Source organism: Methyloglobulus morosus KoM1 (genome assembly GCF_000496735.2).
In the GTDB taxonomy this organism is placed as follows: domain Bacteria; phylum Pseudomonadota; class Gammaproteobacteria; order Methylococcales; family Methylomonadaceae; genus Methyloglobulus; species Methyloglobulus morosus.
In genome coordinates this window covers 10,078-24,924 of sequence record NZ_AYLO01000089.1, presented here as the reverse complement: position 1 = coordinate 24,924, position 14,847 = coordinate 10,078, and the positions used below count along the sequence as shown (strand labels likewise).

The window sequence follows — 14,847 nt, the reverse complement described above, 5'->3', positions numbered from 1 at the left end:
CAAAATTACCCATATATAATGGATCATCCATAAAACTCCTAACCAATGAGTCAAAATAGGGGTTATTTCTATAAATTTTGGGAAAAGGATGTCAAAATATAGCCTGTTCCCGATTTTCCCAGACCTGCACACACTCTGCTCATCATGGAAAAACACCTTATGAAATGTTAAAAAGTAAACTTGGTAGGTAAAATCCTCGTTCCCCGAAGTTCTGAGTCGCACAATTTAAACAATTCATCAGTTTAAGATAGTGATTCAATTTTTTCAATTTTGGTAATGTATTCTTGGCTCAATTGATGCTCTCTTGCGCCATCCAAAATTTTATCTAAATAATCTTTTGAAGGCTTTAGACCTTCGCGAGTTGATTCTGCTATATATACTTGAATCTTAATCTCTTTATTCTCTGCATTTGTTACAGTTAATTCTTTACGGATATAACCAATTTCCTCTTTATCGAGATAATCCAAGGCTGACCTATCTAATTTATATACGACACCCTCGACTATTCCATTTTCTACCGAGACAATATTAGCATGGCCGTGAATTGTATCGTTCTCAATGGGTTTGTTGAAAACCAATTCGAACCCTTTGAGGGTGCACTTCACGGGATTAACTTGTTGCCTAAATTTTGTTTCTTCTAGGTTTTGCCAGCCCAACCTTAAACGAAATTCTTTGCCACACATCATAGAACTATAAGCCATGCATTCAACTTCCTTAGATTGAAACATAGATGCTAGCTCTGCTGTTATTGATGTTTCTTCCTTTATTGGGGCTCGGAATTTCCATTCAGATGGAGCTTTATCAAATATTGCAGAAACAAAATTTTCCCCCATTTTTAAAAGACTAAACCCCAGCAAGAATGATTTTTGTTGTGTGGAATAATCTTTATCTTTGTTCAATTTATCAATTTCTTCATTAATTTCTTTTAAAACATCTTTATTGCCTTGAGAAGCGTTTAAGAGTGCTTCACAGTGTTTAGAAACTTTATCATAATCTATATCTTTAAGTTTTTCAGTTACAAAGCGTAACCTCGATAAAGATCGAACTCTGTCTATTGAAGTTTCCATAAAATCTAGAAAAACTGTCATGATTTGGTCAGGACCAACTGCAATATCCTTATCACCAACTTTTATGTTGAATAATTTGGAACGCATAATCAGCATAGAGCCTAATCCAGCAATTAGAATAATTTTTATTCTGTCTAATTCGGTTGAATGTTGAACACCATTGACAATCATCAACTTTAAGGCGAATACCGCAATTAGACCATTAAAAACATGATAACAAACAGCGTAACAAGATTTTAGCGTCTTAATTGGTTCATCCCGAAACTTTCCAATAATTTCAGCAAAAGCTGTTAACATACCTAAAGCAAAGACATAGAAATACATCTGTTGGTCAACACCAAAAGCAATTAAATAAGACAAAATTAAAACTATCAAATACCAGCTATAAAACTCCAAATAAAAACATAGTGAAATAAATAAAAGTAAGAATGTTGTGCTTAAAGATTTATTATTTGTTACAAATGAAAAAACCGTATCTGTTATATTCATATTTAAGTCTCCAAATAAGAGTTAACCACTATAAAATGCGGAAATTAGTGTTTTAGATTTACCAATTGTTTATTAAAAAAGGAAAATCATATAAATTTTTGGGTAAAAGATTTTTAATAATTTTATCGAAATCGTTAGTTAAGAGTAATTAAGCTATTTAACTCATTATTTTAATAGTGTTTTAAACCAAAAGCAGCTTTTAGTTTTTCTGTACTTTCCCTGGAAAATTCTATCATTTCGTTTTGAGATGTAATTTCTTTGAGTTTATCGAAATCATTTTGTTTGAGTTTTGGTAATTGTTCAAAAATCAAAGACCCACCGATTTGTAAATGATTAATTTTTTGAATTTCAGGTAATTTGCTATTTTGAAAGTTCCAGGGATATACAATTGCCTTAAGCGGGATGTCCTGCTCTAACAAAATTCGAACTGCTTCTTTAATTGCGTTTATTGGTACGCCTTCGCCAACAAATATTGCATTCGTTTCGCTTGAACGGCCTCTTGGCGCAGGGCTAATAGAAACGATAAATCCAAATTCAGCAAGCTTATTTTTTAGAGTTTCATTTTTGTTAGCAATTAAATCTGTCGAAAATATCGATAATGGGAAAGTAATTCCATTCAGGAGTCCACTAATCATTTTCTCATCGAAGCGATACAAAATCCAGTATGTAATTGAGGGTTTATTGGTGTCGAAAAAGACATCTTTTTCTTCGATCATTTTTACAAATGAGTTCTGTATATTCTCTCCTAGAGATTTATAAATAGGCTTTGAAAAAGACTTATCTAGTAAAATTCTTATGGCGTTAGAAATTTTAATAGTACCATCTCGTTCAGCATTTTTTTTTGCCTCGCTTATTGATAATCCTTCCCCTTTAGATACAATCCAACCTTGTTGTTGTGGCGCAAGAACCCAATCGGGAAAGTCAGGAGATGCCTTTGCTGTTTTTATAAAATAATCAAAAAGATGCGGAATATCAGAGGAATGTGTTGAATTTAAGTCTTGCAGAGCTTTGACTTTTACACAAATATGTCTGATATATACCTTAAGATCATCTGTTGTTATCCCTTCTGTATTGGCAAGCATAAATCCCTGATCAATCTCGCCTTCAATGACTTTTGACTTACTTTTAGCCTGTTGAAATGTTTTGAATGAACCATCAGGTAAAGTATCTTTAAAATAGGTAGTGATTGCTATTAATATTCCAATTATTGCAACTAACCATTTTTTCCATGAAGTATCTGGCATGGATTGTAATACTGATACTGTTGCGCCAAGAATTGTCACAAATAGAGTGAGATTAAAAAGCAGATCGGCTATTTTTTGCCAATTATTAGATTCTTCTTTTAGCTTGGAATATTCTGCTTTGTAAGAATCAAGGAAGGTCTTATAGGTTGCCGTTGGCATTGGTATAGAATCATCACAGCTACTTTGATCAGAATAGGCATTTGAGGAAAGTAAGACAGCAATAAATATGGTCAAAACACAGCGTAACATATACATATTCTCCATTTCATAAAGGAAAGACTATTTCCTGAAAATATTTAAAAACATATATCTGAACTTAATTTCTATAGAATTTTTCGGTTCGCGGTTATCTATAGCTGCTCCACATTTCTACAAAGAGATAAATTAAACTTTCATGATCAAATTGCCCAGCATTAAGTAATCAAACCATAAATCAATACATCAATTCAGAAATAATCTCATAGTTACCAGCGGCTTTAGCTTTATCAAGTGCTGTCTGGCCTTGCGCGTTTTTCGCATTTCGATCCACTCCATGCGCTAATGCGAGCCGAACCACATCTATTGCTCCTTGTTTTTCTACTGCGTAATGTAATAGCGTATTCCCTGTGGAATCTTTAACCAGAGCGTTTGCTCCATAATTGAGTAGTATCTGCATAGTTTTTGCATCGCCGCTCGCTGCAGACAACATAAGTGCCGTAATACCCTCATTAACATGGCTCACGCCTACCGCAACCGCTGCTGTTATGTTTGGATCAGATCCATCTGTAAGCAATTCCTTAACTAAGCGTGAATTTCCATTTCTAGCTGCTAACATAAGCACTGTCAAGTTTGACCCCTCACTTCTCTTAGCATTGGGATCCGCACCCTTATCTAACAGGGTAATTGCCATTTCCAAGTTATCAGCTTCAACTGCTTCTAGTAGTGCTTCGTTCTGATCGTAACTTATTTCACTACGTCCAGAAGTGAAATGACAACCGAGCAGGGAAACTAAAAACAACACTGTAAAAAAAACCCGAAACATTCTAACTGTGACAAGTATTCTTATCATGCCAAGGATGATTTATATTTCGTTTCAATTTCAGATAAGGTTCGCGCTGGTTGTCCACCGAAAAAGCTACCACCACTTTGTGTAGGTAAGCTAGCCCATTCCTGTGAACCCCTAAACACGGCCGAATGCAGATCACCAGATAACAACGGCTGAATCATTTTTCGTTTTTTCATCAATTTGACCGCTGCAATATCTTGGCTTTTTGGCTGAAAATCGGGCATTTCAAGTTTATCCCATGTTTTTTTAAGGAACTGGTAACGCCCCGCAGCCGAACTTTTGAGATTTGCATTCACTTGAACCAAAATGTTCGGATGTTGGCTAAGATCGGTAACTGAAACGTTCTTCTTACCTACAAGTTCTGGATGAAGGGGTGAACTGATCACAGTACCTTCAACTATTTTTCCATAGTCGTTACCAGTGCCCTCAGTAAAAGCTAATACCTCCAGCATGGCTTTAATTTTCTGATGTAGCACTAATTCTTCAGCCGTGGATGAAGATGATATTGAGTCATCCCCTGTTTTACTGTTAGTTGTGGAGCCAGTAGATTCCACAGTTGGTAAACTTAGCTGTTTTCGGGTGGATGTTGGCTCTTTTTTCGAAGAAGGGTCATCAAATATTGCTATGATGGTAAAATTTCCATCAGGTTGAAGAATTTTTTCGATCGATTTCGCACCACTTGCTTTGTTCAGTGCTATTTTATTATCAACCTTATTACTTGGTACATCGCGCTCTATTTCTGTAGTCGTCATGTTTTAATAACTCCTTTTTCAAATATTATTTCAATAACTTTTCCAGTTGAAGAATCTTTATTTTAGTGTTTCTAGTTGTTTAAATAGGCCAGCGGTATGATAGTTTTCGACTTTTCTTCTGAGGTGATATGCTAATTCTGTCGCCCTGATTGCCTCCAAGAAGTTCTATATTGCTACCGTCTTCAGCAACAAAAAAACCGACGTGCCCAGCATTTGGCCCACCTGAAGGACGCTCAAACACAACCACACAACCTTTTCTTGGTATATCAAGCTCTTGCCCCCACTTTAGCCAAGATTTTGCTAAGGCTGATTTTGTTCGCTCAACTCCAACCTGCTGCATACAGAAATTGACAAATGAAGAACACCAAGCTATTTCATCTTTACTGGCATCTATTTCGTCTAAGTCGTCGGTGCTTTTATGATACTCAAGGATTCTGGGGTTTTGTTTAGCACCTTTTATTTCCCTAACATCACGTGCCAGTTCTTCCTTAGCCTGTTCAAACCAAGGAGCATCACTAATAGTCATTCCTTTGTCCGTAACATCTTTAACTGTAGATGGAGGCTTTGTAGCAATATTTTCAGACGCGTCAAAAAAAATTGCTCTTAACGTGAATTTACCGTTGGCTTGTGGCACAACTGAAACAATCCCGCCGCTAGCTTGAGCTATAGCTACCTTGCCGTTGATTTTTTGTTTTGGGATATCGGTTTCTTCTTCGATTGTACTCATTTGCACACCTCATAATTTATATTTTAAAGTAACAATTATTTGACTGCTTAATGTGGAATTTTCAGCTCTGGATCTTGAATAGCCCGTTGCCTTTCAATCTCCATTTTTGGGTCATCGCTATTCATAAACATGCTAGAGTGCATCCCAATATTATTTTTTTTCAACCACGTATCCATTTGTTTCACATGATCACTATTAACTTCCCCATTGGGATCAAACAACCAGCGCTCCAAAATTAAACTAGTTCTAGTTTCAGTGAAGCGAGACGTTATGACATTTTCTAAATTTTTACTGGCTATGTTTGCCTTTACACCTGCTGATTCCGTAATTCCGACAAAGGCACTTAGCAATGTGCCAGCATTGTAGTAGGCTTCAATATCGGTGATTGCCAAGGCCAATGGATAGCTTGCTATATCTTGTTGCATTCCACCCCGCAATCGAACAGCAGCAACGTCTCTTTGTGCTCTCATTTGGGTGTGAATGGCTAAAATCGCCCGATCTAACAGCACTTGACTATCAAATGCCGATTTTGCGCCAATCAAACCAGTTGATATAGCAGACAATACTGCTGTACCAGTCATCGCACCAGCGGTGGTAAGTCCTAATGTAGTTATTGTTGTTAGAAAAGACGCTTCTCGATTTTCTTGGAATAATTTTTTTTCAAACTCTGAAAAGTTGATATCAATACCTAACATTCCCGCTGCAATAATCTTATTTCGGCATGTTATGGTTTCAGATCCCATACAGGACTCTACTTGTATTCGAGTGAGGGTAGGCTTTATTTCTTCAAGGGCTTCACTTTGAGGGATTAATCGATCTGGATAGCCACTAAACGATGCGCAGCCAGTCATGTATTCAAGCATAAGGCATTGACATAATAGGTAAGCCAACCATCTAGAATACTTCATGATTGTTGATTCCTTATTCATAGAATAGACCTCGTTAAATGTAATTGATTATGATAAGTAAAAATGCACAACAGATTTAAAACCTTAAATGAAGTGCGTATTCTTACTCCGCTACCCTTAGAGATGGAGGATTTAATAAATAGTTACAAGTTCTTACTCAGTAGTAGTTTAGAAACTATATTTCACCAACAGCACTAATTCTTCAAGACTCTTTAAATCAGGCGGATTAACTGATAATTTAAATTCAGAATCAAGCGTTATATCTTCATTTTTTTCACTACGTAATAATTTCCATTCTTCATCAATTTTTGTTAAAGGAGTAGCGTTATCGTCAATGTTAATGGAATAGGAAGGTGGATTGTCCTTGACTTGGGTAAAGAACATAACATCCTCAATCTTTGTAGTTGGTAAAAATTGCGCCAGATAAGGCAATCTGGATTTGCCTATTGTTAATTTCACCGAACCGTCACCGTCTTTTCTTGTAAGTAAGTTCCATTCATTCGGTAAATCATGTTTCAGGCTCAAGGCTACATGTAAGCCCGTTTCATTTAGTTCTTGTTCAATATTATCAAACAATTTTGATAAGGAGCTTGTGGCTGCGGATTTAAGCCGCTCCCCACCTTCACTTGATGTATATTTCAGATGAAAAATAACATCGGAAATGGATTGGTAATCAAACTGCCTGTACTTAGGTGGCAATTCCAAACGCCATTTACTAATAACCCCTGCGCCTTCAAACGGTAAATATCTTTCGTCTTTAAAGTTAAGTTCAAACATGCCGCTATCATTTTGGGCAGTGCTGGCTGCTATAGCATCAATCGGAATGATGTAAGTGCTAAACCGCTCATCCGACTCTTCAGTTTTTTCTACGTAAGCATTACCGCCAATTGCCGTATTTCGGAATTTATTTTCCAAAAGGGTAAGCGTGGCGTTGATGCTTGTATACGGACCCACAATACATGGAATTGAAACCGATAGCGATTTTATGCGGCGTTTGTAATGACCCGGATAATCCATGTCGAATAATACTTCCGGCAATACAAACTCACATTTACCTGTTTGCTTGAGCTGTATCACAGCCAAAGGATTGATCTGGCTTAACGAGAGATGTTTGGTAATTTCGTAATCATAGCCGCGTTCATTTTGGTAAGCAGCTTCGAGTTGCTTTAGCCCCACATAAAGCTGTTCACCCGCTAGCAAACCCTCCCTGCCAGCATCAAAATACCCAGATTGGATAAATGCAGCGCTGGTTAATCCCCTTTCAAAGCAATAGGTTCTTTCTGCTTTTTTAGCAAGTTCATAAGCAACGCTATAAACTTGATGATAGAGAGTTTTTAAATAACCCCTCATCCAGGAATATAACTCTTCATTAGAAAATTTGTCCTTTAAAAACTCTTCTACATCATTTGCATTGTCTATCGCTTTTTGTTGATTCGAAATTTCCTTATTGGCGATATTGATACGTATCTCCTGTGCAGTAATTTGCTTGTCGATTTGCTTTAGCTCATAACCGGCAGCATTGGCTTGGAAAATACGTTCTTGCAGGGCGCGGGTAAAGCCACCTTTCTTGCCTGCGCTTGTACTTGCAAAAGAAAGATCACTTGCGTGTACTTGAAGACCTCTTGCTACGGCTTGTGCAGCATTACCAAACATCTGTCCGTGAATTGCCACACCTGCACCAATACCTATAGGCTTTACATCTGCACTAGCTACTGGAATTATATGAAGAATACTTGCTAATGTTTCAATAATCCCTATTCCTCTTTGCCATTCCTGTGCCTCGCTTGCCTTTTCTAAATCCTCTTTTTCAAAAGATATCAGTTTTAATCCGCTATCCCCATCAACTGTAACAATATCATTAGGTATCCCATTGAATTCAGTTGTATCAACAGGCACTAAACTATCATCCAGACCACTTAGCTTCAGATAGTATTTCATCCGTGCTTCTGGCGTCTTTCGGTTTTGAAGGAGGCTTTCAATATTTTTTTGTGCTTCTTCCAATTGTTTTGTTTTGATCTCCATCATCAAATTCTGCATAACGCCTTCATGTTTTGCGCGAATAAGGGCGATGGATTCATTATCCTTTTTCTCTATGGCAGAAAGCATGGCTCCGCCCAAAGATTTCAATTCATTGCATAATTCCAGTGCTTTTTGGAGTAAGTAATAGAACCGATAATTCGGCATGGGCGTATTGAGGTCATTCAATAAAGAAGCGATACTTAAACCTTGTGCCGCCGCTTTAACTAACAAAGCCGGATCAATCGGCGGCTCAAATAAAGGCAGTTTTCGAAAAATCCCTTCGATATTAAGACAGTGGCGGATTTTATATAATCTGTCGGCTAATGTATCCCAGTAACCCATGAGTTTTGGATTATTCGGAATGCAAAAATAGAGCGATGAAGCGATGCCAAAGATATTAGCATGGGCGATTTCACTGTTGACAACCCCAACAGGCAGAGGGGTTTGATTGCTAAACGGGGCTACTAACTCCAGTTCCACCATCGCATTCCCGAAAGCATCCCATTTATCCAATAAACCAAAGTAGGTTTGTGGTTTTATTTTACCCCGTTTGGGTATCATCATTGGCTTAGGACCAAGAATATGTCCTGCCAATACATAGAGCTGGGTGGCCTGATTCAGTGTCTCAATCGTATCCTGACGGAATAGGTAATCACCCCACGCAAGGAGGTTGTCGATGTATTTCATTACCACCCACTTCATATAAGCGGCGGGTCTGCTGCGAGCTACAACATGGGGCATAAAGGGTTTATTCCGCCACTCGTTAATAGCGTCATCGCTCGCATTAGGTGTGAGATTATTAAAAATGCTGTCTAAAATCCGTTGGCTATTAGTTTCCCTGAACGGCTTGAACTGCCAAAAACGTTTATCAATTTTTTCTTTTGTTAGATCTTTTCCATCGGCAATGGGGTTAAACACATAGTGAAACCACTTCATTGCTTCTTCATATTGCTGCGCTTTGCTTAATGAGTCGGCCAATAGTATGGGTGTATGAAAAAAAAGTTCCCAGTTGTAAAGTGAATATGGGCGTTTTAACTCATGATAAATACTATTTATTGTCAAAGAGTTATTATCAGGATCAAATAGGCCAAAGGCATCGCCGGTCATAGCTCCATCAGGAATCTTCGTTGAATTCAAGTTAAATCCAAAAAACTCCTTCAAATCGCCAGTTAAATTGACTATGCCAAGCAGATCATGCGTATAAGGATGATAAAAATTCAATGAATTAATATTAGCATTTGAATAATTTATTGAAACTTTATTACTTTCTACGGTAAAAACAGCATCATCATTTCCCCATCCACTGTTAGTCAACTGTAGCGATTGGATTTTTGATTTTGTTGAAAATTTTTGAAATACGGTTGCCCCAGTCCCAAATTCTGAACTAACACTTGTAGGTAAATCATACGTACTAGCTGTCTGATTATCATCGTTAAAAAAGCTCCCAGAAAAAGTAAATCCTAAGAAAGTATGTAAATCACTGTCATCTTGGTCTTCAATATGGATAGTTATGCTTTTGTCTGATATTTCTGGAATAAAAATTAACTGGTCTATTCTTCTTTTTGGCGTTAACCCAAAAATTAGTACATTGTTTGAAAGTTGCTTTTGCGTCCATTTCCCATTTCTATACTCACTCCAGGCCATTTTAATCTCATAGTAATTAATCGGTTGGTTACTCTCTGGAGGCTGATCTGCCATTTCTCTTATGGTTGCATCATGAGTACCTTTACTAGGATCGTTAGGATCGTTCAATATTTTTTTGACTTCCGCAGGTTTTGTTTTTTTTATTATTTGCGGAAAAAAGATCAGTAATCGTTCGTTCCAAACCACCGGAGTTAGATAACATCCATTGTCTGATACCTCTTGAGTTGTTTGATTGACTACATCGTAACTAGGAATGTCTATCTGCATCTTTTCCCAGGGATACCAGTTCATTTCATCCAGTGCAAGATAGCGGTAGTAGAAAAAGTAAGGTGCGTTTCGAGTCCGGGAGAAAACATGTAACTTGGGATTTTTTTTATCCCATTGAATTTTACCTCCAACTTTCGATTTTATGGTGCCTTCAATGTATAGCCCAACAACCTCCATATTCGCCACTTCATCTACTTTATATAGATAAGATTTCAAGGCATCTGTGACGTTTTGTTTATTGATGTCCTTCTGCAATAACTCGCTCTCAAGCTCTTTAAAAAAAGGACTTTTATCATCACGGAGACTACTTTCGATCCAGTTTTCTGGATAGAGGAATACTTTTCGGTTTGCTTCCCACACCCGGTATCGCTGCATCCAATCCCAACGATTTCTATCCAAAATATTATTGGCTACGCCTAGCTCTTTTCCCTTGTCATCAATTTTTGATTCTAGTCCCAAGAAACAGCGTTGCACATAGAGTTGCACGGAAGATAACGCCTGCTTTATGCGCGAGGTTTCCATGCAGGCATCCATTTGTACATCTATCAGGAAGTATTCAAACAAACCGTCTGCATCGGTAACGTTCCATTCGATCAACTTTTTTTGCTGCAATAAATAGGCAGTCAACGCATCTCTCTGATGATTCCTGAGTTGGTCATGCAGTGGTTTAACGACTTGTTCCCAGTCGGTTTGGTTGTATTTAGCCCGAATAGCATGCTTTATACTGTCGGCTATTTTTCGGGATTTATTGAATTGAGAAGTTGGAATAGCCCAATTAAATAGCAGTCCTATGTCCATACCGATTTTATCTGCTACTTTCAAGGCTTCTTGCAGTTTGAGCAAATTTATCTCGTTACGGTAATCAGCCAATGTACCAATATTGAAATGATCGGCTGCCATCAATTTCTCGATTCGTTCCTGTTTCCAGGTAGTCAGATCATAAATTTTATTACTGAGTTGCGTTACATCTGACTCTTTCTTAAAAGTCCAACCCCAAAAATCTAGTATGTTGAATTGGGTTTGAGGTAAGGAATTTCGCAAACGGGTATAGGCTTCTAACCTTAACCAGTGGGGCAGAGTTAACGCATTGAAATCTAGTTTGTCAAAATTGATATTGTTATCGTTTAAAAATTTAATCTCATCAGCACTTAAATTAAAACCGGATACAAACATCGCTGCTTTTTTTAAAGCAATCAATGCGGGCTTACATTGCGTGGAAGCAAAATCAGGGATCAATGCAGACGACGGAATTGCAGTGATAGCAGAAGCAGGTGTTTTCCAGAAAATATTTTTTAGTTCTACACCTGTCGTAGCCAGTTTATATAATTTTCCAGCCTGCAATGGTTTTGCATCACTCCACCATTCCAGATTGTCAGGGTCATCTTTATCGTTTTGGTCTCCTTGAGACTTAGGATTCAAATCAATACCATCAAGGCTTATTGTTGGTTGCTCAATGCTGTTTTTTATTACAAAGGTAAAGATTGCATCAGCAGAGGGTATTAAATATCCCTTCCAATTATTTTCGGACGGTATCTTGCTGTCTTTAATATTTTCAAAAATACTGTAGATGGGGTCAGAGGATGTTTCCAGCTTCAAAATATCCGACACCAAAAGATCAGTAACATTGGGTTCGATTGCAGCAAAATTTGCCAGGGTATCAATAACGAAACGGTGAGTTAATTGTTGGCGCAAATAAGGTAAAAAGATTTCCAAGAATGCAACGCGTTTTGGAGGCGCGGTATTGGGGTCTGATTGTCCATCGGGAATTTTATTCAGTGGAACAGTGATGTCGCCTGCTTTGATAATTTCTTTTAAATGTTTTATCTGATCCGCAGTTTTAGTTTTTTCGTTTTCAAATATTCCCAATAGTAGTTCTTTAAATAATTTATCTTGTTGTTTTTGTATAAATTTAACCGATTTTTTCCATTGGGAATCATTCGAGAGTGCTTGGTATTCATCTATTTCAGATGCAGTTAAAATACCAGTAACTTGGACAGAGCCAAGGGTCATATCGTGTTTCAGCTTCGCCTTTAATTTTGAAGTGTCCGATAACATTGTAAGGACTAAGTTTTGAGGTACGGTTGTTATGAAGACGTTGGTGCCTTCCAAGAAGCCGACAATTTTTTCAACTATATCGGTTTCAAAAAGTAAGCTGGCTTTGGCTCTTACCACAGCAGTGTTTGCTTGCTCCTGAATGTTGATTATTTTTAGCTTTTCTTCGGCAATGGTTGGATCGGCTGTTAAATCTTTATGCGCTTCGTCTATGGCATTCAAACCATCAAACAAAGTTTTGCTTAACTGCAAAACGTCCCTTTGTGTTGGGGCAAATGGTTTCTTCTCATCGTCTTTATCTTTGATGATGTAATTCATTTGCTGATAGGTAAATCCTGCTTCTTCCATCTTTGCCCAGCGTTCTATGAACGCTAAAGTTAAATGGGCATCAAGAAAAATATCGTCAAACAAATGATAGACGCTGACAAAGGCAGGGATTCGTATGCTTAATATTTTCGCCAATAAGCGGTAACGATAAAAAACAGACAAGTTTTCCAGATTTAACTTATCCTCCATCCCACTTTCTATCATGATGGTTTCAATATCATCAGCAGAAAGATTGAATGCCGCCATTACAACGGGTAGATGGTCACGTAACTTGACATCACCAGTCAGGTAATTGCCCTTTTCATCCGCCTTAAAGACCTTATCAATCCCCAATAAGTTATGGGTTAGAAATATTCGTTGATATAACGATTTTGTCCCGCTAGTGCTAATTTCCTTCCAAAAGCTGAGCAGCTTAATGACTTCCAGCCCTGTTAAGTCCAACAGTTTTTTTACGGCGACAAGCTGGTGAATAAGATGTGGATTAATGTCGAAATTAACTTTACTAATATCTTCTGCACAGTCCTCACAATCACTTTTGGTATCAGTGCAGTCTTCTGCACTATCATCGCAGATAGTTTCGTTAGTCGTGTTTGTGCCTGGGATAGGTTGGGTTTGTTGCACACTAAGACCGATGATAGCCTTATCGATTTCATCAATCGTCCAACCTAACTTACGCCATAGGCGGAGAAAGCGATGAATACGGTCGTATTCCTCAACGGTTAATGGTGACCCATCTAAATGTTGCAACAAGGCGTTATCAAGGTCGCAACTATCTTTTTGTTCGACAATAACCAAATACAAGACATGGTTAATATCCAAGAATATCCCTTTCTCGCCCCTGTCGCCAGTAAAGGCATAACTAGCATTAAATTCTTGCTGTGCACTATTGAACTTAACTTCGCCGGTTTTTTTATCAATACTTCCAATTTCTACAGGTGAACTTCGTAGAGGTTCAGAATAGATTTTACAATCCTTAACAGTAAATTCTTTTCTAGTAATAACCCCTTCTGCTTTTACTATTCTGGCATCAATAAACTTATAAACTCCACCATTTACACACCCCGTTCCGCTCTCAATCACAATCATCTGGCCAATTTTTTCAAAATAGCATTTCACCCAGCAGATGATGTCTTTCTCAGTATGCTCCATTCTTTGTGTTGAATCACAAATCAAATTTTTTCTGTTAAGCAAAAGATTAATTTGTTCTTTTAGTGCTGCGAGGTAAATAATCCAAGCATCGGTAGATTTTTCCAATCCAACCAAAAATTTCGCCATCTTATCGATGTCATTACCGAACGCTTTAAGGATGTTCTGCAAAAACCGATAGCTAAAACGCAGACTTTCCATGATCGTTTTCGCTCTTCCCTTTGGCATACAAGGGTTGATCGTTTCAGTTAGCAATAAATCGACCAGATTGTAATAGTCGATTCCGGTGCGCCGCAGAAACTCCTTTTTAATAAGTGTTAACCCATTGTCTCCACGCATCGTGGCATCATCATCGTAGCCGTAATATTTATGAACGGATTTAACACCAATTAGGCTTTCATAGTCTGTTTTGCTAAGCGACGGATCATTTTTCTGTATTCTAATCAACGCTATGCTTTCAAAGCATTCTTTGGTAAGAATCACATATTCTTCCTTGGTCATCTCCAAAAATTCAGCATCAGCCGCCCTGTCCAACACTTCATCTTTTAAACGGGTTAGTTCAGCATCATCGCCTGCATTATTTTTCCTGAAAGTATCAATCAACTCATAACGGCTGGTGTCCAGAAATTTTAGGTAAATTCGCGCCGCATCAATCGGCTGGTGATAAGGCAAAGTGAAGGGGTAAACTTCTTTTTTAAGGATGCAGTAGGCTTGATATTCGGTATGCTGTGGTTCGGCTAAAAGTTCGCCGCTGGTTTCATCGTCCACATTAAAGGGTTTGAGGTGTTGAAATGCCACATAGTTTTCCATGACCTCATTCACAAGGTCTACATAGGGGATCAGCGTGTTGGTGTTTTGGCAGGTGAGTTCCAGGCAACCCAAGTCGGGCCGTCGGTTAAAGAGCTTTTCGAGTGGCGTGTTGGAAATGTCAAAACGGTCATTCTTCCTAATGGCCATCGTACCTGGGGCGTTAGGATCAAGATTATTGTTTCGCAGATAGTTTAGCAACTCCACAAAATACGCCGCCGCGCTGTATACGGAGTTACACTCGCCGCATTCGCACATATCAGCATCGCCAAACAATAAATCCCAGGATAGGTTGTGTTTTATGAGGGCCTTATTTAACTCTGCCCTTACTGCTGATTGTGATGCTGCCATAT

The 14,847-nt window shown here is 38.1% G+C and carries 7 protein-coding genes; all 7 read right to left on the bottom strand.

All coding sequences use genetic code 11. From position 1 onward, the window contains the following. Positions 1–242 precede the first annotated feature (242 nt). The gene (locus tag MGMO_RS11695) at positions 243–1,556 is read right to left on the bottom strand and encodes a gamma-glutamylcyclotransferase family protein (RefSeq protein WP_023495261.1); all 1,314 of its coding nucleotides are present in this window, start codon (positions 1,554–1,556) and stop codon (positions 243–245) included. A gap of 170 nt (positions 1,557–1,726) precedes the next feature. Next, positions 1,727–3,049: a hypothetical protein gene (locus tag MGMO_RS11690; RefSeq protein WP_023495260.1), complete on the bottom strand. Its 1,323-nt coding sequence runs from the start codon at positions 3,047–3,049 to the stop codon at positions 1,727–1,729. A 184-nt stretch (positions 3,050–3,233) separates the two neighbouring features. Beyond that, on the bottom strand, positions 3,234–3,848 hold the full coding sequence (locus tag MGMO_RS11685) for an ankyrin repeat domain-containing protein (RefSeq protein ID WP_023495259.1): 615 nt from the start codon (positions 3,846–3,848) through the stop codon (positions 3,234–3,236). Beyond that, entirely contained in the window at positions 3,845–4,597 is a 753-nt protein-coding gene (locus MGMO_RS11680; protein WP_023495258.1) for a glycoside hydrolase family 24 protein, read from the bottom strand. Before MGMO_RS11680 ends, MGMO_RS11685 begins: the two co-directional genes overlap by 4 nt. A 79-nt stretch (positions 4,598–4,676) precedes the next feature. Beyond that, positions 4,677–5,324: a TIGR02594 family protein gene (locus tag MGMO_RS11675; RefSeq protein WP_023495257.1), complete on the bottom strand. Its 648-nt coding sequence runs from the start codon at positions 5,322–5,324 to the stop codon at positions 4,677–4,679. Positions 5,325–5,371: 47 nt separating this feature from the next. Beyond that, positions 5,372–6,253: a hypothetical protein gene (locus MGMO_RS11670; protein WP_023495256.1), complete on the bottom strand. Its 882-nt coding sequence runs from the start codon at positions 6,251–6,253 to the stop codon at positions 5,372–5,374. A gap of 147 nt (positions 6,254–6,400) precedes the next feature. Next, positions 6,401–14,845 (bottom strand): Tc toxin subunit A-related protein, encoded by an 8,445-nt coding sequence (locus MGMO_RS11665; RefSeq protein ID WP_023495255.1) that lies wholly within the window; start codon positions 14,843–14,845, stop codon positions 6,401–6,403. Positions 14,846–14,847 lie beyond the last annotated feature (2 nt).

Bases quoted from the DNA above. Each gene is read 5' to 3' on its own strand.
- MGMO_RS11675 (WP_023495257.1), bottom strand. From the start codon at position 5,324: ATGAGTACAATCGAAGAAGAAACCGATATCCCAAAACAAAAAATCAAC.
- MGMO_RS11685 (WP_023495259.1), bottom strand. From the start codon at position 3,848: ATGATAAGAATACTTGTCACAGTTAGAATGTTTCGGGTTTTTTTTACA.
- MGMO_RS11695 (WP_023495261.1), bottom strand. From the start codon at position 1,556: ATGAATATAACAGATACGGTTTTTTCATTTGTAACAAATAATAAATCT.
- MGMO_RS11690 (WP_023495260.1), bottom strand. From the start codon at position 3,049: ATGTTACGCTGTGTTTTGACCATATTTATTGCTGTCTTACTTTCCTCA.
- MGMO_RS11670 (WP_023495256.1), bottom strand. From the start codon at position 6,253: ATGAATAAGGAATCAACAATCATGAAGTATTCTAGATGGTTGGCTTAC.
- MGMO_RS11665 (WP_023495255.1), bottom strand. From the start codon at position 14,845: ATGGCAGCATCACAATCAGCAGTAAGGGCAGAGTTAAATAAGGCCCTC.
- MGMO_RS11680 (WP_023495258.1), bottom strand. From the start codon at position 4,597: ATGACGACTACAGAAATAGAGCGCGATGTACCAAGTAATAAGGTTGAT.